Genomic DNA, 21,203 nt, shown 5'->3' on the forward strand with positions numbered 1-21,203 from the left:
CGACATGTTACACTGAACTGCAGCCATTGGTCAGCGCTGGTGCGGCGCCAAACGAGATAAGCCATGCAAACAGACAATGAAGATAAGCGTGAGTTCTTTCGCATCCAAGATCAGATGGTACTGGATTTCAAACCAATCGATGGGCCTGATGCGGACTTGGGCAGTCAACATGGCGTGCTCTTTGATCTACTCACTGAGATGCACTTGCTCGACTACGAATCGCAACATCTGTTGCGGCAGATTTCTGAGCGTGACCGGGCACTGGCCCAGTATCTCAAGATCATCAACAAACGCATGGATCTACTTGGCAAAACCCTTGCTATAGAGCTCTCTGGCGACTTCGGTGAGCCAATGGACGTCACTATCAGCGAGGGAGGCCTGTCATTCGAGTCGAGCGAAGCATACCCCGTCGACTCCTGGCTTGCCTTGCGTATGATTCTGCTGCCCGCGCCTTTAGGGCTTGCCCTGCCGGTCCGCGTCTTGCGCTGTGACCGTAACGACAGGAACGAAGGTTGGACCCTGGCAGTCAACTTCGATGTACTCACCGACGCACAACGACAGTTGCTGGCAAGGCACATATTGCAAAAACAGGCGCAGGAAATACGCGCAGCCAAATCGACCGAAAGGAATTCAGAATGAAAAGCCTCGCTTATACCCTGCTATTGCTTAGCAGCACCCTGACCATCACAACGCTACACGCAGACACCCTGCGCATTCCGGTAGGCGAACAGAACAGCACTCAGGCCAGCCCCCTACCGCAGCGTGGAGCCACCTTTGACGCTGTCAGACGCGGCTGGGGTGAACCTGTAACCCGCCACGCAGCCGTCGGCCAGCCGCCAATTACCCGCTGGGACTACAACGGCTTTAGCGTCTATTTCGAATACAGCAAGGTTATTGATAGCGTACGTCAGCATTCAGCAAAGGCGCCCTGATTTGAAACCACTGATATATGGGCATCGCGGTGCACGCGGCGAAGCTCCGGAAAATACCCTGCCCAGCTTTCAGAAAGCACTCGACACCGGCGTGACCCGCGTAGAGCTTGATCTGCACCTGTCCGCAGACCAGCAACTAATGGTGATTCATGACCCGACCCTGAAACGCACCACCGGCCGACGGGGCAAAGTAGCTCAGCACAATGCAGCAGACCTGATGCAGATGGATGCGCGACGGGCCATCCCCGGTTGGGCAGAAAGCTGCCCTATACCCAGTCTTGATCAGCTATTCAGTCGCTTTCCGCAGATGCAGCATTATCAACTGGAAGTTAAGAGCGGTTCCGTGCGGCAGTCACGTATTGTTCTGGCAGCGGTAAAGGAACTGGTCGAGCGCTATCAGTTGCAGGATAAGGTGGTCATCACCTCCAGCAGCCGAACACTATTGAAATACGCCAAAGCATCGGGCTTTAACCTGCCTACCGGCCTGGTAGAAGAGTACGCATTACTCAATCCCGTAAAAGCCGCCAAGCGTTATGGCTGCAGCCACCTTATTCTGAACTGGAAATTATGCACAGCCGAACGCGTCGAGCGAGCACAGCAGGCTGGACTGCATGTGTCAGTGTGGACGGTAAATGAAGAAGCGAAAATGCTGAAACTCGCCGACATGGGAGTCGACAGCATTATTACCGACTACCCAGCCCGGGCGACCAGGTTGTTTGAACGTAGCGCCTGAGGCCAGGCGCTAGATCAGAACAGCCGATTGAGGCCGTCCAAGGCAGCTACCCGATAGGCTTCAGCCATGGTCGGGTAGTTGAAGGTGGTATTAACAAAGTAGTTGATGCTGTTGGCTTCGCCCTTCTGGCTCATGATTGCCTGACCAATGTGCACAATCTCTGATGCCTGGTCGCCAAAACAGTGAATACCTAACACCTCCAGCGTGTCTCTATTGAAGAGAATCTTCAGCATACCTACTGGCTCACCACTGATCTGGGCGCGCGCCATACTCTTGAAAAAGGCCTGACCAATTTCGTAGGGTACTTTCTCCGCCGTTAACTCTTGTTCAGTTTTGCCCAAAGAGCTGATTTCCGGGATGGTATAAATCCCAGTAGGCACATCATCAACAAAACGCCATGCATCGTTGCTGACAATATTGCCGGCAGCAGAGCGACCCTGGTCAAAAGCCGCACTCGCCAAGCTGGGCCAGCCGATAACATCACCAACCGCGTAAATATTAGGTACTGCCGTACGGTAGTTCTCGTCAACACTAAGCTGGCCACGACCATTTGGATGTAGACCGATATTCTCAAGACCCAGGCTGTCGGTGTTGCCGGTACGACCGTTACACCAGAGCAACGCATCAGCTTTGAGCTTTTTGCCAGACTTGAGGTGTAACACCACACCCCGGTTATCGGTGCCTTCTATTTTTTCGTATTCTTCGTTATGCCTAATCAGCACGCTGCTGTTACGCAGGTGATAACTCAATGCATCGGATATCTCGTCATCCAGAAAGCTAAGTAGCCGCTCACGGTTGTCGATCAAATCCACCTTTACACCCAAACCGCAAAAAATCGACGCGTATTCGCAGCCAATAACCCCTGCCCCATAGATGATCAGGGTACGAGGAGTGTGGTTCAAGCGCAGAATGGTATCGCTATCATAGATACGTGGATGACCAAAGTTTACGTCGGCGGGACGATAAGGGCGTGAGCCAGTGGCGACAATAACCTCTTTGGCGATCAGCTTTTCTACTACACCGGTGTTGTTGACCAGTTCGATTGTATGCTCATCGGCAAAGCTACCCTTACCGAAGAATACGTCCACTCGGTTGCGCGCGTAATAGCTGGTGCGCGATGCAACCTGCTTGGCCATGACTTTTTCCGCACTTTTCAACACATCCGGAAAGGGGAACCAGCGGGGATCGCCAATCGCGCGAAACATGGGATTGGTGTTGAACTGAATGATCTGCTTGACCGAATAACGCAACGCTTTTGACGGGATAGTGCCCAGGTGAGTGCAATTACCACCAACTTCCTTGCGCTCTTCCACAACGGCCACTTTACGACCGTGCTTGGCTGCATTCATCGCAGCCCCTTCACCCGCAGGGCCTGAGCCCAGCACCACTACATCGTAGTTATATACAGCCATTCATTCAGTTCCTTGTATCACGCGTAAAGAGGATGCCACAGACAGCAAACCGACCCTAGTCGACCTTGGTGGCATCTCGGGCAAGGTCAAACTCCTGGCTGCGCGGTTCTACACCGGCATTGACGGTCGACTCTTCGCACTTGGTGACATCACCACCACAAATACCACAGGACTTATCCAAGCCAGTAGCACCTATACCACCGCAGGAACCAGCGATCGGCTTTCGACCCATCATCACGCCAACGGCCATACCGGCAACAATCAGCAGCATCAAGGGAAACACCAGAAGCCAAACCATGGTTTACTCCTCGCTCTTTGCAAGAGCATTAAATTGAGGAGTGCCTTTGGACACAAAAGCCTCCCCTTTGCGAATGACGAAAAACGCCGGAATTTCATGCGCAACAGCATAATCCCAGCCAGTATCCTCGCCCATGATCATCAGTAGCGTCGACAGACCATCTGCCTCAGCCGCCGATTCATCAAGGACCGTGACCGCAGCGAGTTTATGCATAACCGGGTGCCCGGAACGGGCATCAAAAGTATGTGAAAACCGCTGACCATTCACTTCATAATAGTTGCGATAATCACCCGAGGTGGAAACGCCTTCGCCATCCAGCGCCAGAATCATCTGCGCGACACGCTCATCATCTCGCGGCTCTTCGATGGCAATGCGCCAAGGGCGATTACCAGGCTTATGGCCTGCGGCCTTTAGCTCACCCGTTATTTCCACCATATAATTGGTGACATCGTAGGTCGCCAGACGTTCCACGACACGATCAACCATGTAACCGGCGCCGACGCTGCTAATGTCTAGCGTAAGCGCGACGTCCTTACAGAGTTGATTGTTTGCGTCTATGTGCAGGTGCTGCTGACCGACCTCCGCCATTACTTGCTGCAAATGCTCGGGATCAGGAACCTGGTGTTGTTCGCCACCATGGAATCCCCAGAGCTTAAGCAATGGTGCCACCGTAATATCGAAGGAGCCCTCACTGTCGCTGTAGAGATGATCGGACAAGCGGACCATATCCAATACCGACTCTGGCATTGGCATGCAGGTATTAGCTGCAGCCGCATTGAACCGAGCCAGGTCCGAATCGTGGCGCCAGTTTGATGCCTCGCTATCAAAGCGAGCAAACATAGCTTCGATCTCTTCCTGAAGCACTTCGGGTTCGGGCGACTGTTCTGACGGAACCCACTTGATCGAATAGGTGCTACCCATGGTAGCGCCGTACATCTCGGAAACCGGGTCAACAGAATTGAAACAGCCCGTTAGGGCTGTTGCCAGAGCAACAGCTATAACGGGCCAGGTAACGCAACGGGGCATATTAACCGCCAAAGTCATCAAGCAGAATATTCTCAGGTTCAACACCCAGATCCTGCAGCATTTTGACCACGGATGCGTTCATCATAGGCGGCCCACACATATAGAACTCGCAGTCTTCCGGAGCGGGGTGCTCCTTCAGATAGTTCTCAAGCAATACATTGTGAATGAAGCCCGTAGGACCGTCCCAGTTGTCTTCCGGCAAGGGATCAGACAGCGCCAAATGCCACTCGAAATTCGGGTTGGCTTCAGCCAGCTGGTCATACTCATCAACGTAGAAAGCCTCACGCAAGGAGCGCGCGCCGTACCAGAATGAGATCTTGCGGGTGGAATGCAGACGTTTGAGCTGATCAAAAATGTGCGAGCGCATAGGCGCCATACCCGCGCCACCACCGATGAAGACCATCTCTGCATCGGTATCCTTGGCAAAAAACTCACCGAAGGGTCCATACACAGTGACCTTATCGCCAGGCTTAAGGCTAAAGACCCAGGAAGACATCTGACCCGGTGGCAAATCGTCACGACCAGGGGGCGGTGACGCCACACGGATGTTGAATTTAACCAGACCGCGCTCTTCCGGATAGTTAGCCATCGAGTAGGCACGAATAACCGTTTCATCAACCTTTGAAACATAGCGCCAAAGATCAAACTTGTCCCAGTCACCGCGGAATTCCGGCTGAATATCGAAATCCTTGTAGTTCACGGTGTGCGGTGGGCACTCCAGCTGTACATAGCCACCGGCGCGGAAGTCGACGTTTTCACCCTCGGGCAGCTTCAGCGTTAGCTCTTTGATGAAAGTCGCGACGTTGGGATTTGACTCGACCGTACACTCCCATTTCTTAACGCCAAATACCTCTTCAGGCACTTCGATCTTCATATCCTGCTTGACCGGAGTCTGGCAGGACAGGCGCCACCCTTCCTTGGCTTCGCGCTTGGTAAAGTGCGACTCCTCAGTAGGCAACATCTCACCGCCGCCGCTTTCGACGATACATTTGCACTGGGCACATGTACCGCCGCCGCCACAGGCGGACGACAGGAAAATACCATTGGCAGACAGGGTGTTCAGCAGTTTCGAGCCAGCCGCCACAGTCACTGTACGCTCACCATTAACCTCAATGGTGACGTCGCCACTGCTTACCAGCTTGGAACGAGCAATCAGAATGACGGCAACCAGCGACAACACGATGGCTGTAAACATCCCGACGCCCAGAAAAATTTCCATGTTCATCAGTTACAGCTCCTCTTTACAGTTGCACGCCGGAAAAGGACATGAAACCCAGTGACATCAAGCCAACAGTGATGAAGGTGATGCCCAGGCCACGAAGCCCATCAGGTACATCGCTGTACTTGAGCTTTTCCCGGATACCCGCCAAGGCGATGATGGCCAGCGCCCAGCCGATACCGGCACCAGCGCCATAGACCACACTCTCACCGAATGCGTAATCACGCTCTACCATGAACAGCGATGCCCCCATGATGGCGCAGTTTACGGTGATCAGCGGCAAAAACACGCCCAGTGCGTTGTATAGCGCAGGTACGAATTTATCGAGCAGCATTTCAAGAATCTGCACGATCGCAGCGATCACACCAATGTAACTAAGCAAGCCAAGGAAGCTCAGATCCACATTCGGCAGGCCTGCCCAGGCAAGCGCGCCATCTTTCAGCAGGTAGGTGTAAATCAGGTTGTTGGCCGGGGTAGTAATAGCCAGTACAACAACCACCGCTACACCCAGACCAATGGCCGTCTGCACCTTCTTTGAGATGGCGATGAAGGTACACATCCCCAGAAAGAAGGCCAACGCCATGTTTTCAACGAAGATCGCCCGAACCAGCAGGCTTATGTAATGTTCAATCATGGCTTACATAGCCTCCTTCATGGCACGAGTCTGCGGCGCCATTTTGAATTCCGGCGCTTCAACCTGATCGGTCTTCCAGGAACGCAGTCCCCAGATAATCAAACCGATGATAAAGAACGCCGAGGGTGGCAGCAGCAACAAACCATTGGGCTGATACCAGCCGCCCGCGTTAACAACCGGCAGGATTTCGATACCAAACAGGCTACCCGCACCCAGCAATTCACGCACGGTTGCAACGCAGATCAGGATGAAGCTGTAACCCAGGCCATTACCAATACCGTCAAGGAAACTCATGTGCGGTGGATTCTGCATGGCGAAGGCTTCAGCGCGGCCCATCACAATACAGTTGGTAATGATCAAGCCAACGAAAACCGACAGCTGCTTGCTGATGCTGTAGGCATAGGCCTTCAGCACCTGATCTACCACGATTACCAGTGATGCAATAATCACCATCTGCACGATCATGCGAATCGAGCTGGGGATTTGGTTGCGGACCACAGAGATAAACAGGTTTGACAGCGCGGTTACCGAGGTCAAAGCGATACACATAACCAGGGTAACGTTAAGACTGGTGGTGACCGCCAGCGCAGAGCAGATACCCAGTATCTGCAGCGCAATCGGGTTATTACTGAAAATGGGATCAAAGAGCACCTGTTTGGCGCTTGCCTTAGCCATGATTATGCCTCCCCTGCGCGAAGATGATCGAGGAACTCGCCAAAGCCGTCTTGACCCAGCCAGAAGCGCACCAGGTTTTCTACGCCCCGACTGGTCAGGGTCGCACCGGCCAATGCATCAACCTGATGCTCGGCATTCGGACTATTGCTGTCTACGCCGCCCTTGATGACGCTGATATCAACGTCGCCAGACTCGTCATAAACCACTTTGCCAGTCCACTGTTTCTTCCAGTTCGGGTTGTCTACCTCACCGCCCAGACCGGGGGTCTCGGCGTGTTGGTAAAAGCCCAGACCAACGACGGTCTTCAGATCGCTTTCCAGCGCCATGAAACCGTACAGGGTAGACCAGAGACCATAACCGTGAATCGGCAGGATCAGCGTTTCGATCTCGCCCTGCTCGTCTTCAACCACATATACCGTGGAATAGTACGACTGACGACGAATACTGGCGATATCAGCTTCAGGATCCAGACGCTCAGAGGTCGCCGGGTCCTTGGATGCTTTCTGCTGATCGAAGGTCAGCGGATCCCTGGCATCGCTAAATTCGCCAGTACGCAGATCAACCAGACGCGGAGTGATCTGCTTGAACTGATCCTGAACACTGACACCTTCCTTATATAGGCCGGCGATCTGCAAAATGTTGCGCTGCTTATCCTGCAACTGGTTGGTTACCTGAACTGGCTTAAGTGCTACCGCAGCGGCAGACACCACGACAGAGCAAACCAGGCAGACCAGAAGCGCAACCGTAAGAGTGCGGAGAACGGATTCTTTCTTACTGGACATTGCGTGCAAGCCTCCGTTTGATATTGGCCTGGACCACAAAGTGGTCGATGAGCGGAGCGAACAGGTTGGCAAACAGGATTGCCAGCATCATCCCTTCAGGGAAGGCCGGGTTGACCACCCGAATGAGGATAACCATCAAACCTATCAACGCGCCAAACATCCACTTGCCGGTATTGGTCATCGACGCAGACACCGGATCAGTCGCCATGAAAATCATACCGAAGGCAAAACCGCCCACCACAAGATGCCAATACCAGGGCACCGAGAACATCGGATTGGTATCCGAACCGATAGCGTTGAACAGCAGGCTGGTAGCAACCATACCAATCATCACACCAGCAACGATCCGCCAGTTGGCGATTTTGGTCATCAGCAGCACTGCGCCGCCAATGAAAATGGCCAGCGTGGAGACCTCACCCATTGAACCCTGAATGTTGCCGTAGAAGGCATCCCACCAGGTAATGCCCTGCGCAACGACCTGATCGATACCGCCTGACGCCGCCATGCTCAGCGCGGTCGCGCCAGCAAAACCATCGACTGACGTCCATACTGCGTCACCCGACATCTGCGCCGGGTAGGCGAAGAACAGGAACGCTCGGCCAGTCAGCGCCGGGTTAAGGAAGTTCTTACCCGTACCGCCGAAGACTTCCTTACCGATAACCACACCAAAACTGATGCCGAGCGCCACCTGCCACAGCGGAATGCTGGGCGGTACGATCAGGGCGAACAGGATGGAGGTAACGAAAAAGCCTTCATTGACTTCGTGCTTACGCACGGATGCAAAGACAACTTCCCAGAAGCCGCCGACCAGAAAGGTCACTGCATACACTGGCAGAAAGTAAGCCGCGCCGTGGATCAGGTTGTCCCACAGGCTGTCGGGGCTAAAGCCGGCAAACAGCGAGATCAGCGCAATACGCCAGTTATCCTGTGCCGCCAGCAAATCTGCATTGCCTGCATAGATGCTGTTGGCCTGATAACCAATGTTGTACATACCGAAGAAAATGACCGGAAAGGTACAAAGCCATACGGTAATCATCATGCGCTTGAGGTCGAGACCATCTCGCACGTGAGCAGTCGTCTTGGTGACGCTGCCTGGACGATAGAAGAAGGTATCAACGGCTTCGTACAGGGCATACCACTTTTCGTGCTTGCCGCCCTTTTCGAAGTTGTGTTCTATTTTGTCGAGGAATGCACGTACACCCATGACTTAACCCTCCTTCTCAATGCGAGTCAGGTTATCCCGCAGAATCGGGCCGTATTCGTACTTACCGGCACAAACGTAACTACACAAAGCCAGATCCTCTTCATCCAACTCCAGGCAGCCGAGTTTTTGCGCCATCTCGGTATCACCTACGATCAGATAACGAAGCAGCTGAGTCGGCAGGATGTCCAGCGGCATGATCATCTCATAGTTACCCACTGGCACCATGGCGCGCGGACTGCCGTTGGTGCTGGTATCAAAGTTGAACAGGCGCGAAGGTGACAGCTTGGAGACAAAGATGTTGAGCACTGAGTGCTTGTTCTTGCCCGCTCGCAGGTAGTGAAGAAGCTGACGTTCATCGCCTTCTTTCAACACCGATACCTGAGAGTGGAAGCGACCCAGATAGCAGACCGGACCACGAGCCATGCGACCGCCAAAGACGGAACCGGAAATCACCCGATTATTGGCCGGAGTCAGCTCACCTGCGGTCAACTCGTCCAGATTGGCGCCAAGACGGGTTTTCAGCAAACGGGGTTTCTCGACCTGAGGGCCAGCAAGCGCGACGTAGCGGTCAGTCCAGATCTTGCCTTGGGAAAAGAGCACACCAAAGGCTATTACGTCCTGGTAGTTAATCTGCCAAACCGTTTTAACTTCGTTGACCGGATCCAGGTTGTGGATATGCGTACCAGGCAAACCGGCGGGGTGCGGACCGGCAAAGCTCTCAGTGCTGACACCGGAGACAGATTCGCCAGGTATGCTTGCGCCTTCAGCTTTGCATAGCCACACCTTACCCAAGCGAGAAAGCACTTTCAGGCCAGTCTCAAAATCGGCGGCATGTTGCTTGATAATGACAGCCGGATCGGCGGCAAGTGGATTGGTGTCCATCGCAGTGACAAAAATCGAACTTGGCTTACTGTCCACTGCAGGGGTTTTGCTATAAGGCCGGGTACGCAGAGCAGTCCACAGGCCCGAGCTGATCAGTTGATCACGCACCACTTGCTGATCAAGTGAAGCCAGTTTATCGGCATCATAGGAATCGAAAGTAACGGCTTCGTCACCCTCAACATCAATGACAACCGACTGCAACACACGCTTATCGCCACGATTGATAGCACTAACCACACCCGCTGCGGGTGCAGTAAAGATGACACCAGGCGTTTTTTTATCACTGAACAGGATCTGACCCAGCTTGACCCGATCTCCCTCGCGCACTTCCATAGTGGGCTTCATACCTTGGTAATCGAAGCCTACTACTGCGACGCTGCGTACCTGACGAGCGTCATCGATGCGCTGCTCGGGAGAGCCGGTGATTGGCAGATCCAAGCCCCGTTTGATTTTTATCATACGAATAGCCTAATCACTAGTTTGGAATCTTTAAGGGCGGGCTGCCCGTGCGGAGCACAACAAGCTCTGGCGGAATGGCTCTTGGCAACAGACACTAAATCAGGGCGAGGTAGCAGCAAACCCCCATCAAAAATCCCGCTAAGTATAAAGTTCCTGCCCCACCATTGCTACTCGGCCCCTTGGTTTTTTCGGGTTTTTAATAGCCTGCATTGATGAAATCTATGACCAAGCACACCGCGACCACCCTACTCTGCTCTAGACTAGCGTATCCCAATACAAAATGGAGAAACCGCATGCGACCACAAGCCCTGCTGCTTGCCGCCCTTCTGCTACCAGCCACAGCCTATGCTGACAGCGCCCCTAACAGCCAGAGCGAATTCACTGAGAGCGTGGCATTGGAAAACAGTAACCAGGTATTACCGTTGCGCAATCAACATCTGCTTGAATACCTGTTTGTGGATGTATACAGCGCTGCGCTCTACGCGCCAGACGACGCCGAGCTCAACCGGCTATTGCCTGGCGATGCGCCACTGCGCCTGGAGCTCTCCTATTACCGGTCCATTAAACGCCAAGACGTGATAAAAGCCGCCTGGACAGCACTGAAAAGACAATACGATGAAAACGCGTTGGCACAACTAAAACCCAATATTGACGAGTTACATTCAACCTTAAGCGATATCAGCGACGGCGACCGTTACAGCTTGACCAGAACAACCACAGGCAAGCTGATACTTCGTCACAACGGAAAGGCAACGTTCGAGTCCGACGACCGACAACTGGCCGAAGCCTATCTGGGGATATGGCTAAACCCAAACGGCCTGTCTGATGAGCTTCGCACCGCACTACTGAACTGAAGTCAGCGAGCAGCAGGCAACAAAAAAGGCGCCGCAGCGCCTTTTTTGCATTACCCAGTCAATCAGGCCGGGAAAGCCGGCGGATTAACGTGAGCCATATCTTCCAGAATGCGAACGACCTGACAGCTATAGCCAAACTCGTTGTCATACCACACGTAAAGAATGACGCGATTGTCATTACAGATAGTGGCTTCAGCATCGACCACGCCAGCATGACGCGAACCAACAAAGTCGGATGACACCACCTCTACCGAGTTGGTGAAATCGATTTGCTTGTGCAAGTCAGAGTGCAGCGCCATATCGCGCAAGTATTCATTCACCTCGTCACGATTGGTCGACTTTTCCAGATTCAGGTTAAGAATGGCCATAGAGACGTTGGGGGTAGGCACGCGAATCGCGTTACCGCTCAATTTGCCTTCAAGCTCAGGCAGCGCCTTGGCAACGGCCTTGGCTGCACCGGTTTCAGTGATAACCATGTTCAACGCAGCACTACGGCCACGACGGTTACCCTTGTGGAAGTTATCGATCAGGTTCTGGTCATTGGTGTAAGAGTGAACAGTCTCTACGTGGCCATTAACGATACCGTACTTGTCATTGATTGCCTTGAGTACCGGCACAATGGCATTGGTTGTACAGGACGCAGCAGACACAATTTTATCTTCGGGCGTGATGGCCGCGTGATTGATACCGTGAACGATATTCTTCAGATCACCCTTACCTGGCGCCGTCAGCACAACCTGGCTCGCGCCCTTGCACTGAAGGTGCTGTGACAGACCAGCTTCATCGCGCCACACACCGGTGTTATCAACGATGAGCGCATCTTCAATACCATAGCTGGTGTAGTCGATGCTGGCCGGGTCGCTAGCGTAAATAACCTGAATCTGATTGCCGTTGGCCGTCAGCGTATTATTCTCTTCGTCAATGGTGATAGTGCCCTGGAAAGAACCATGCACGGAGTCACGACGCAGCAGACTAGCACGCTTTGCAAGATCGTTTTCGGCACCCTTACGCACAACAATGGCGCGCAGCCGCAGACCATCACCTACACCCGCTTTTTCGATCAGAATACGCGCCAACAGACGACCAATCCGGCCGAAACCGTAAAGCACGACATCACGACCCTGGCGACGCTCGCCGGTATGACCGATAACACTGCTCAACTCGGCACGCAGGAAGGCATCCAGATCCTCACCACCACTCTCGCGGAACTTGTTTACCAGGCGCGCCAGGTCAATTGAGGCAGGCCCCAGCTCGAGATCCAGCAACGCGCTAACCACCGGAAAGGTGTCGTGCACTGACAGCTCGGTGTCGTCGATCTGGCGAGCGAAGCGATGCGACTTCAGCAAACTGATAACCGAGCGATTAACCAGGCCACGACCATAGATGGACGTCACCACGTTATGTTCACGGTACAGGCGACCGATCAGGGGAATCATGGCTTCAGCGGTCGCTTCGCGATCCGTCCAGCTTTCCAGACACTGCTCGAATTGGGCTTGAGTCACGGCTTTACCTTCCAAGTCTTGATAACTAAAGGGCGCATATTATGCTTTCCATGACGCCTTGAGGCAATCACCAGCCCAAAAACAACCAGAGAATGAGCACAGCGTGCCTGACAGCGGTACACTTACCCACCTCTTAAACCGGTCTGTCTCGATGTATCGAAGCAGCACCTGCAACATGACCACCATGAGCTTATTGCATGCCTGTTGATACCACCCTACTGTCTCTTCCGCTCGCCAAAGGCCCCGGAGACAAGATGCACTGGGCCGGGTTGCACGGTGCCGCACGCGCGCTGGCAATCGCCGAGGCCGCCTTCCAACATCAGGGACTCAGCCTGGTCATCACCACCGACACCTCGGCCAGCGATAGTCTGGAGCAAGAACTTCGCTTCTTTTCGCCGACCCTGCCGGTACTGAGCTTCCCCGACTGGGAAACCCTGCCGTACGATCGCTTTTCGCCGCACCAGGACATCATATCGCAGCGCTTGCGCACACTCTTCCAGCTGCCGCAGGTGACCCAGGGCATTCTGGTTGTGCCCATGACCACTTTGTTGCATCGCCTGCCGCCACGCAGCTTCCTTGGCGGCTCGGTATTGATGCTGGAACTTGGTCAGCGGCTGGATATCGAGCGCATGCGGCTGGATCTCGACGCAGCTGGCTATCGCTGCGTCGATACCGTCTACGAACACGGCGACTACGCGGTGCGGGGCGCGCTGCTTGATCTGTTCCCAATGGGCAGCAAGCTTCCCTACCGTATCGACCTGTTTGACGATGAAATTGAAACCCTGCGCACCTTTGACCCTGAGAGCCAGCGCTCCATCGATAAAGTGGAGCGCATCCACCTCTTGCCGGCAAAGGAGTTCCCGCTCGACAAGTCGGCACTCACAGGCTTTCGTGCGCGCTTCCGTGAGCGCTTCGAAGTAGATCACCGACGCTGCCCGCTTTACCAGGACCTTAGCGAAGGCCTGGTACCTCCTGGCATCGAATACTATCTGCCCTTGTTTTTTGAAGAGCTGAGCACCCTCTTTGACTACCTGCCGGACAGTACCCGCCTGTTTACCCTGCCCGGCATTGAAGGCAGCGCTGAGCACTTCTGGACCGATGTGCGTAACCGGCATGCCGAGCAGGGCGTTGATCCGACGCGCCCTCTGCTGCCGCCAGGCGAACTTTTCTTGCCCGTGGAAGAGTGTTTTGCGCGCATCAAGAGCTTCGCCCGGACAATCTGCCACCAGGAGCAACTGAGCGACAGCAGCCAGAGCAAGGACCTGGGATGCCTGCCAGTCCCCGAGCTGCCAATCGATAACAAGCTCGACAACCCGCTGCAGGCTCTGCAGCAGTTCTTGCAGGCGCATTCCGGGCGCACCCTGTTCGTTGCCGAAACAGCTGGCCGACGGGAAGCACTGATAGAACTCCTGGCACGTATTGACCAGCGCCCTCAGCAGGTTGATAGCTGGCTCGACTTCGTCACGTCTGACCATCCGCTCGCGCTGACCATAGCACCACTGGACCAGGGCCTTTTGACCCAGAGCCCGGCCGTCGCCCTGATTGCCGAAAGCCAGTTATTTGGCCAGCGCGTGATGCAGCGCAGGCGTCGCGGCAAAGCGACGGATATGGGCGACGCCATCATTCGCAATCTCACCGAACTGCGTGAGGGAGCGCCGGTAGTACACATAGACCACGGCGTGGGGCGTTATCTGGGTTTGACCAACCTGACCGTAGAAGATCAGGAAACCGAGTTTCTGGTGCTGGCCTACGCGGAAGAAGCCAAGCTCTACGTGCCGGTTGCCAACTTGCACCTGATCGCCCGCTACTCCGGCTCTGAAGATGAAAGCGCACCGCTGCATCGCCTTGGCTCTGAGCAATGGCAAAAGGCCAAACGCAAAGCCGCTGAAAAAGTACGCGATGTCGCCGCCGAACTGCTGGACGTTTACGCCCGCCGCGCGGCCCGAGCCGGATTCAGCTTCAGCGCACCCGAGCGCGACTATCAGAGCTTTGCAGACGACTTTCCGTTTGAAGAAACAGCGGACCAGGAAGCCGCAATCGATGCCGTACTGCAAGACATGACCAATCCACAGCCTATGGACCGCCTGATCTGTGGTGACGTGGGTTTCGGCAAGACCGAAGTAGCCATGCGTGCGGCTTTTTTGGCGGTGCACGGCGGCAAACAGGTCGCGGTCCTGGTGCCCACCACCCTGTTGGCACAGCAGCACTACAATAGCTTCAAGGATCGCTTTGCCAACTGGCCGGTAAAAGTCGAAGTAATGTCACGCTTCAAGTCCGCCAAGGAGGTCAAGGCGGCCGTCGGCGAGCTCGCCGACGGCAAGGTGGACATCATGATAGGCACCCACAAGCTGCTGCAGGAAGACGTCAAGTTTCAGGACCTCGGCCTGGTAATCATCGATGAAGAACACCGCTTTGGCGTGAGACAGAAAGAGCAGCTGAAAACTTTGCGCAGTGAAGTAGACGTGTTAACCCTGACCGCGACGCCGATTCCCCGCACGCTCAACATGTCATTCTCCGGCATGCGCGACCTGTCGATCATCGCTACACCGCCAGCGCGCCGCCTGTCGGTCAAGACCTTCGTCATGACCCAACAGAAACCGGTGTTGAAAGAAGCCATACTGCGCGAGCTGCTGCGCGGCGGACAGGTCTACTTCCTGCACAATGAAGTGCAGACTATCGAGAAATGCGCCGCCGATCTGGCCGAGCTGATTCCTGAGGCGCGCATCGGCGTAAGTCATGGGCAAATGCCCGAGCGCGCACTCGAACAGGTGATGCGCGACTTCTATCACCGCCGCTTCAACATCCTGGTGACCACCACGATTATTGAAACCGGTATCGACGTCCCCAGTGCCAATACCATCATCATCGAACGCGCCGACAAGTTTGGCCTGGCGCAGCTGCACCAGCTGCGTGGACGCGTCGGGCGCAGCCACCACCAGGCCTACGCCTACCTGCTCACGCCAGATGGCAAAAAAGTCACCCGCGATGCAGAGAAGCGCCTGGAAGCCATTGCTGCCGCACAGGACCTGGGCGCAGGCTTTACCCTGGCCACTCACGACCTGGAGATTCGCGGCGCTGGGGAGCTACTGGGCGACGGGCAGAGCGGCCAGATCCAGGCCGTCGGCTTCACGCTCTACATGGAAATGCTTGAGCGCGCGGTGAAAGCCATCAAGCAGGGCAAGCAGCCCGAGCTTGATCAACCCCTGGGCGGCGGCACCGATATCAACCTGCGTCTGGCGGCCTTGATCCCTGATGACTATCTACCGGACGTGCACGCACGCCTGATTTTGTACAAGCGCATTGCCAATGCGAACGACGACGAATCGCTGCGGGATTTGCAAGTGGAAATGATCGACCGTTTCGGCCTCTTGCCGGAGCAGGTCAAGACGTTATTCCGCGTAACAGCCCTAAAATTGCGCTGTGAACCACTCGGCATTACCAAGGTAGACGTGGGCGCTGAGCATGGCCGTATTGAATTTGGTGCACAAACCGAGATAGACCCCATGGTACTTGTGCGCATGATTCAGGATAATCCGCAGCGCTATCGCCTCGAAGGCGCAACGATGTTTCGCTTTAATGCGCCCATGGCCGGCGTTGAACTGCGACTCAATACCGTAGAAGCATTAATCGACCGACTGGCGCAAGCGCCACAAGATACCCCTGCTAAGGGCAAAGGAAAGAGACCATGAAGCATCTTTACAAAAAGCTGAGCCTGCTCGTGCTGGCCACACTCGTCAGCACCATGACGATGGCTCAATCAGCTGATGAGTATCTGGTAGAAGTGGTCTTTTTTGGCCAGCCCTCTGCATCGCTGGTGATGGGTACGCCACCTGATCTCGACTGGGCCGACAATGCCGTCAAACTGGATGAGACAGCCCGCAGCGACGTTCAGAGCATAGACCCAACACGCTTTCGGTTAAGCCAGGAAGCACGCAAACTAGAGCAAAACGGCTATCAGATTTATCTGCATCAGGCGTGGACGCAACCACTGGACAACGATCTGGACGTTGCGCTGAGCAAGGGCGAGGCAGACAACGGGATCTATCCGATACAGGGACTGGTTAACCTGAGCAAGGATAACCTGATGGAAATTGCCGTTTCATTCTGGCGCAACCGCAAAGCCAGTGACCTGCAGATGAGCGGCGCTTCAATTGTGTCGGAGAATCTGCACCAACGCCGCCCGCTGCGGCTGAACGAAACGCACTATCTTGATCATCAAAGCCTGGGCATGCTGGTGCGCGTCAGCCGCTGAAGCGAAGCCTACTGCTGCCAGCCTGCCAAGCTGGCGGCAGCTTCAACCTGAAATAAGACTAGCCAGTACCTGTTTGACCTGACCCATTCCTCGCTCAATCACCGCTTCAATTGCTGCCATAGTAATCACCTCGCTCGACTTGCCGGCAGCAGGGTTAACGACCAACGCCAGACAGGCGTAAGGTAGATCAAGCTCCCGAGCCAGTGCCGCTTCAGGCATACCGGTCATGCCGACCAGATCAGCACCATCGCGCTCAAGCCGGATTATTTCCGCTGCCGTCTCCAAGCGAGGCCCCTGCGTAGCCGCATAAACCCCTTTCGGCATATGAGCTAACCCCTGCTCGCGCAGAATGCGCACCAGGCGCTGAGTCAGATCAGCATCATAAGGCCACGAAAAATCAATATGTACCACATGCTCCAGATCATCTTCAAAGAAACTGGGCGCCCTACCCCAGGTGTAATCAATCACCTGATCAGGTACACAAAAAGTGCCCGCCTTGAGCTCTGGATGAATACCACCGACGGCGTTCACAGCAACTACCTGTTCTACCCCGGCAGCCTGCAACGCCCATAGATTGGCGCGATAATTCACCCTGTGCGGCGGGATACGATGGGGCTTGCCGTGACGCGCGAGAAACACCACGTCCTGCGCGCCAATACGACCATGAACCAAAGGCGCTGAAGGCTTACCGAACGGTGTTTCCGGCCAGTCCTCTCCCAAGAGTTCGACACCTTCCAACTCGGTTAACCCGGTCCCGCCAATAACACCCCAGATACTCATGAACTGCTCCGACCAGAGGATTCAGCGGAGCCTTGGCTAGCGCCTTCGGCACTCTGCCTCTCAGTATGCAGAGCCAAAGGGTCCGGCAGATGCAAGGTAGAGGTAGGAAACGCCACCTGAGCCTGGTGATCATTAATGATCGCCAATATCTTCAGCAGTATGTCCTCTTTTACGCGGTGGTACTCAGCCCAGACCGGCGTAGTAAAACAATAGATAAAGAAGTCGACAGATGACGGCGCACAGCGATCAAAGAACACCATCTGCGTCTGTTCCTGATCAATATCCTCGTGTTCCTTCAGCATATCGCGCACTTTTTGCACGATGGGCTCCATTTGACCAACGTCAGCATAGCGGATACCCAGATGCTCGTAGATACGCCTATGGCTCATCCGTGATGGATTCTCCACCACAATATTATTGAAAATGGAGTTCGGTACGTAGAGCGGACGCTTATCAAAGGTACGGATGCGCGAAAGACGCCAGCCGATATGTTCTACCGTCCCTTCGATGTCGCGATCAGGGGAGCGCACCCAGTCGCCCACCGCAAAAGGTCGATCCAGGAAGACCATAAGACCGCCAAAAAAGTTGGCCAGCAGATCCTTGGCAGCAAAACCAACAGCAATACCACCGATACCACCAAATGCCATCACGCCGGAAACGCTATAACCCAGCGATTGCAGAACAACCAGGGTAGCGGTGATGATCACCGAAGCACGTAGCAACTTACCGACCGCATTGACGGTAGTCTTATCGACTGGCTTCTGTCGGTAACGAGTGTCAACCAGACGCTTTTCGACTTCCTTCATCAAGCGCAAAATAAACCAACACAACAGCACTATGAGCAGGATGCGCTGACATTGATCCAGCACATCGGCTAAACCCTCGTCCATTTCATTGGCAGTAATTCTTGCTGCCCACATCAACCCCATAGACCAGATCAGGACCCAGGCAGGACGACGCGCCGCATATACCAGGGCATCGTCCCACATATTAGTAGTGAGCTCGGCCCTGCGCTCCAGGCGATCAAGAATGAGCTTCACCACGTAAGCGGCCACCAAAGCACATAACACCACGGCAAAAACCTGATACATCCAGGCTTCGCCAATAAGCGGCAGTTGCTCCATATTAAGTTTTGCGGTCAGTTCATCGATGCTGTCCATCAAACCAGGCCCAATCCTCTCAGTAATGAATAATGCATGCCCCACTCAGGACTTGCCTTGTAATCGATAGGCACAGTGCGGCGAGCCAACATGGCTGCAATATTAGCCGGTGCCTGCAGACCTAATCGCTGCGCATGCAAAAGCCCCTCTTCCGCTGCCGCTCTATCATTGCAAATCAGCAACATGTCACAACCCGAGGCGACCGCAGCATCAATACGCTGCGGAATCCCGCCAACCGCGTGGGCACCGGCCATAGAGAGGTCGTCACTGAATATCACACCGGCGAAACCAAGCTCCTCACGCAAAACGTTTTGCAGCCAGTAACGGGAAAATCCCGCCGGCAACGAATCCACCTGAGAGTACACAACATGGGCAGGCATAATACCGCCCAATTGGCTGGCCAGCAGAGCAAAAGGCTTGAGATCCAGCTCGCGGATCTGCGCTTCGCTTCGCTCATCTACAGGCAGCGCAAAATGCGAGTCGGCTTCAGCCCAGCCATGCCCGGGAAAGTGCTTACCGGTAGCCGCCATTCCAGCCTGCGCAAGGCCATCGATGTAGGCGCTGGCAAGAAAACTCACTTGTTCCGGATTGCCGCCCAGAGAGCGACTGCCAATGACCTGACTGCGGCCGTGATCCAGATCCAGTACCGGGGCAAAGCTGATATCAATGCCGCACGCCAGCATCTCGGTTGCCATCAACCAGGCGGCACTGCGCGCCGCCGCTGCGGCTTGATCGCCGCCCTTGAACGCAATGTCTGCCAACGCAGGAAGACGCTGCACACCTCGACGCAGGCGCTGCACGCGCCCCCCCTCCTGGTCGATAGCAATCAACATGTCGGGGCGCACCGCGCGAATGGAAGCAACCAACTCGCGTACTTGAGCGGGCGACTCCGTGTTACGTGCAAATAGAATCATGCCGCCCACTTCTGGCTGGCGCAGCAATTGCCGATCCTCAGGCTCAAGCCATAGGCCTGGCAGATCCAGCATCAAAGAACCTTGTTTCAAGCAACCACCTCCTGACAAAGGGAAACGCAGCGCCTGCTCAGGCGGCGTCAATCTGAACAGTACAACCGACCGGTGTGCTGTCGAACAGTTCCAGCATATCTTCGTTGCGCAGCCGAATGCAGCCATGCGAAAGCGGCTCACACATCGGCTGATCATCTCCGGTGCCATGCAGGTATATGTAGCGGCGCTGCGAATCGACCTGCCCGCCTCGGTTGAAACCAGGCCGATTGCCGCACAACCAGAGAATACGCGTGAGTATCCAGTCACGCTGGGGATTAGCAGCAGCCAGCTCCGGCGTCCATACCTCGCCGGTCGGACGACGGCCGATATAAACACTACCCAGTGGCTGACCAGCACCGATGCGGGCGCGAACGCGGTGCTCACCACGCGGAGTGCATCCGGAGCCGGAGCGCTCGCCCAAGCCATTGAGCGCCGAAGAGACAGGATAGCAACAGACAACCTTACCGGCCTGAAAACCCGTGAGCTGCTGTGCTGCGATAGAGATATGAATATGGTCCAACTGCATGATCAACTCCGTTACCAGCGCACACGATAACGGATCAGCCACCTATAGGTAAGAGCGTAAAAGCTAAACCACCGCGCTTTCGATCGTCTCGCGCTTTGCAGGCAGCGTATCTGCGCGCATGCCAGCAGCGAGGAAAGGCACCATCAAACGCAGCACCTGATCGACCGCACGATGCTCCGCGAACTCAGCCTCGGCTATAGCGCGGAGCGCCTTCATGCTGGACATGGTGAATGCGGCAGTTCCCAACATGAAATGCACGCGCCAGAAAAGCTCAGGCGCTGGAACATTCGGCACAGTGCCGCCAACCAGTGACATATAGCGCTGAAAGACCTTGCCATACACTTCGGCCAGATACTTACGCAGATGCCCCTGGCTCTGACTGAACGCCAACCCCAAAAGACGCATAAAGGTAGAGAGATCATTGCCGCTACGCGGCTTGACCGTCAGCGCCTGGTCTACCAGCATTTCCAGCAAGCCTTCCAGGCTAAGTTGCCGCAGATCACCACGCTGTTCGTGTTCATCCAGCTCGCGCTCGAGACTACTCACAAAGGGATCCAGGAAACGCACAAAAACAGCTTGGATGAGCGATTTTTTCGACCCGAAGTGATAATTGACTGCAGCGAGATTGACGCCTGCCTTGCTCGTAATCAGGCGCAAAGACGTTTCAGCAAAGCCTTTCTCTGCGAACAGCTGCTCAGCTGCATCCAATATGCGCTTAACGGTATCAGACTGCGCCATCAGGGCTCTCCAAGGTGTTGACATTTGATTCAAACATACGTTTAAAACGATTTAATTGTCAACCCTGTTTGGGACCACTCGGCGCAACCTTAATCGGCACAGCAAAGAATACGAAGGCTGAATATCCTAAA

Annotated in this window: 21 protein-coding genes; 6 read left to right on the plus strand and 15 right to left on the minus strand. The window is 54.8% G+C overall.

Translation table 11 applies throughout. The features are described 5' to 3' along the window. Nucleotides 1-63: 63 nt before the first annotated feature. The 3 genes from EF096_RS11880 to EF096_RS11890 are packed head-to-tail and all read left to right on the plus strand — an operon-like array spanning nucleotide 64 to nucleotide 1,665. The gene (locus EF096_RS11880; protein ID WP_123889849.1) at nucleotides 64-639 is read left to right on the plus strand and encodes a PilZ domain-containing protein; all 576 of its coding nucleotides are present in this window, start codon (nucleotides 64-66) and stop codon (nucleotides 637-639) included. Further along, nucleotides 636-932: a phosphodiesterase gene (locus EF096_RS11885; RefSeq protein WP_123889850.1), complete on the plus strand. Its 297-nt coding sequence runs from the start codon at nucleotides 636-638 to the stop codon at nucleotides 930-932. The genes EF096_RS11880 and EF096_RS11885 overlap by 4 nt, the downstream gene beginning before the upstream one ends. Before the next feature lies 1 nt (nucleotide 933). Next, the gene (locus EF096_RS11890) at nucleotides 934-1,665 is read left to right on the plus strand and encodes a glycerophosphodiester phosphodiesterase (protein WP_235869728.1); all 732 of its coding nucleotides are present in this window, start codon (nucleotides 934-936) and stop codon (nucleotides 1,663-1,665) included. A 14-nt stretch (nucleotides 1,666-1,679) separates the two neighbouring features. On the opposite strand, the gene sthA is transcribed toward EF096_RS11890, so the two are convergent. From sthA to EF096_RS11935, 9 genes are all read right to left on the minus strand, one after another. Continuing rightward, complete coding sequence (gene sthA / locus EF096_RS11895; RefSeq protein WP_123889851.1) at nucleotides 1,680-3,077, minus strand: Si-specific NAD(P)(+) transhydrogenase; 1,398 nt, start codon at nucleotides 3,075-3,077, stop codon at nucleotides 1,680-1,682. Nucleotides 3,078-3,132: 55 nt separating this feature from the next. Further along, a complete protein-coding gene (gene nqrM, locus EF096_RS11900) occupies nucleotides 3,133-3,375 on the minus strand; it encodes a (Na+)-NQR maturation NqrM (protein ID WP_123889852.1) in 243 nt (80 codons plus the stop codon). Nucleotides 3,376-3,378: 3 nt separating this feature from the next. Next, nucleotides 3,379-4,296: an FAD:protein FMN transferase gene (locus tag EF096_RS11905; RefSeq protein WP_235869729.1), complete on the minus strand. Its 918-nt coding sequence runs from the start codon at nucleotides 4,294-4,296 to the stop codon at nucleotides 3,379-3,381. Between the two features lie 106 nt (nucleotides 4,297-4,402). Continuing rightward, on the minus strand, nucleotides 4,403-5,629 hold the full coding sequence (gene nqrF / locus EF096_RS11910) for an NADH:ubiquinone reductase (Na(+)-transporting) subunit F (RefSeq protein ID WP_177412339.1): 1,227 nt from the start codon (nucleotides 5,627-5,629) through the stop codon (nucleotides 4,403-4,405). A 13-nt stretch (nucleotides 5,630-5,642) separates the two neighbouring features. Then, complete coding sequence (gene nqrE, locus EF096_RS11915; RefSeq protein WP_123889904.1) at nucleotides 5,643-6,251, minus strand: NADH:ubiquinone reductase (Na(+)-transporting) subunit E; 609 nt, start codon at nucleotides 6,249-6,251, stop codon at nucleotides 5,643-5,645. Between the two features lie 6 nt (nucleotides 6,252-6,257). Then, on the minus strand, nucleotides 6,258-6,929 hold the full coding sequence (locus EF096_RS11920; RefSeq protein WP_092284471.1) for an NADH:ubiquinone reductase (Na(+)-transporting) subunit D: 672 nt from the start codon (nucleotides 6,927-6,929) through the stop codon (nucleotides 6,258-6,260). A 2-nt stretch (nucleotides 6,930-6,931) separates the two neighbouring features. Next, nucleotides 6,932-7,711, minus strand: a complete 780-nt coding sequence (locus tag EF096_RS11925) for a Na(+)-translocating NADH-quinone reductase subunit C (RefSeq protein ID WP_123889855.1) — start codon at nucleotides 7,709-7,711, stop codon at nucleotides 6,932-6,934. After that, a complete protein-coding gene (locus EF096_RS11930) occupies nucleotides 7,701-8,915 on the minus strand; it encodes an NADH:ubiquinone reductase (Na(+)-transporting) subunit B (RefSeq protein WP_123889856.1) in 1,215 nt (404 codons plus the stop codon). The genes EF096_RS11925 and EF096_RS11930 overlap by 11 nt, the downstream gene beginning before the upstream one ends. A gap of 3 nt (nucleotides 8,916-8,918) precedes the next feature. Continuing rightward, a complete protein-coding gene (locus EF096_RS11935; protein WP_123889857.1) occupies nucleotides 8,919-10,256 on the minus strand; it encodes a Na(+)-translocating NADH-quinone reductase subunit A in 1,338 nt (445 codons plus the stop codon). 293 nt (nucleotides 10,257-10,549) lie between these two features. On the opposite strand from EF096_RS11935, the gene EF096_RS11940 reads away from it, so the two are divergent. Next, nucleotides 10,550-11,110, plus strand: a complete 561-nt coding sequence (locus EF096_RS11940) for a chalcone isomerase family protein (RefSeq protein WP_158611274.1) — start codon at nucleotides 10,550-10,552, stop codon at nucleotides 11,108-11,110. A 62-nt stretch (nucleotides 11,111-11,172) separates the two neighbouring features. Here EF096_RS11940 and EF096_RS11945 read toward each other — a convergent pair whose 3' ends face one another. After that, a complete protein-coding gene (locus tag EF096_RS11945) occupies nucleotides 11,173-12,612 on the minus strand; it encodes a glyceraldehyde-3-phosphate dehydrogenase (RefSeq protein WP_123889859.1) in 1,440 nt (479 codons plus the stop codon). A gap of 197 nt (nucleotides 12,613-12,809) precedes the next feature. On the opposite strand from EF096_RS11945, the gene mfd reads away from it, so the two are divergent. Further along, the gene (gene mfd / locus EF096_RS11950; protein WP_123889860.1) at nucleotides 12,810-16,301 is read left to right on the plus strand and encodes a transcription-repair coupling factor; all 3,492 of its coding nucleotides are present in this window, start codon (nucleotides 12,810-12,812) and stop codon (nucleotides 16,299-16,301) included. Beyond that, the gene (locus EF096_RS11955; RefSeq protein WP_123889861.1) at nucleotides 16,298-16,864 is read left to right on the plus strand and encodes a CsiV family protein; all 567 of its coding nucleotides are present in this window, start codon (nucleotides 16,298-16,300) and stop codon (nucleotides 16,862-16,864) included. The genes mfd and EF096_RS11955 overlap by 4 nt, the downstream gene beginning before the upstream one ends. Nucleotides 16,865-16,906: 42 nt before the next feature. Here the strand turns inward: EF096_RS11955 and EF096_RS11960 are convergent, their stop codons facing one another. The 5 genes from EF096_RS11960 to EF096_RS11980 form a co-directional block, all read right to left on the minus strand. After that, nucleotides 16,907-17,644: an S-methyl-5'-thioinosine phosphorylase gene (locus EF096_RS11960; protein ID WP_123889862.1), complete on the minus strand. Its 738-nt coding sequence runs from the start codon at nucleotides 17,642-17,644 to the stop codon at nucleotides 16,907-16,909. Continuing rightward, entirely contained in the window at nucleotides 17,641-18,804 is a 1,164-nt protein-coding gene (locus EF096_RS11965) for a mechanosensitive ion channel family protein (protein WP_218565767.1), read from the minus strand. The genes EF096_RS11960 and EF096_RS11965 overlap by 4 nt, the downstream gene beginning before the upstream one ends. Further along, complete coding sequence (nagZ, locus tag EF096_RS11970) at nucleotides 18,804-19,790, minus strand: beta-N-acetylhexosaminidase (protein ID WP_123889906.1); 987 nt, start codon at nucleotides 19,788-19,790, stop codon at nucleotides 18,804-18,806. Before nagZ ends, EF096_RS11965 begins: the two co-directional genes overlap by 1 nt. A 55-nt stretch (nucleotides 19,791-19,845) precedes the next feature. After that, nucleotides 19,846-20,334, minus strand: coding sequence for a L,D-transpeptidase family protein (locus EF096_RS11975; RefSeq protein ID WP_372237904.1), 489 nt, complete (start codon nucleotides 20,332-20,334; stop codon nucleotides 19,846-19,848). 63 nt (nucleotides 20,335-20,397) lie between these two features. After that, a complete protein-coding gene (locus tag EF096_RS11980) occupies nucleotides 20,398-21,072 on the minus strand; it encodes a TetR/AcrR family transcriptional regulator (RefSeq protein ID WP_123889863.1) in 675 nt (224 codons plus the stop codon). Between the last annotated feature and the right edge of the window lie 131 nt (nucleotides 21,073-21,203).

Source organism: Pseudomonas neustonica (assembly GCF_003797945.1).
In the GTDB taxonomy this organism is placed as follows: Bacteria; Pseudomonadota; Gammaproteobacteria; order Pseudomonadales; family Pseudomonadaceae; genus Halopseudomonas; species Halopseudomonas neustonica.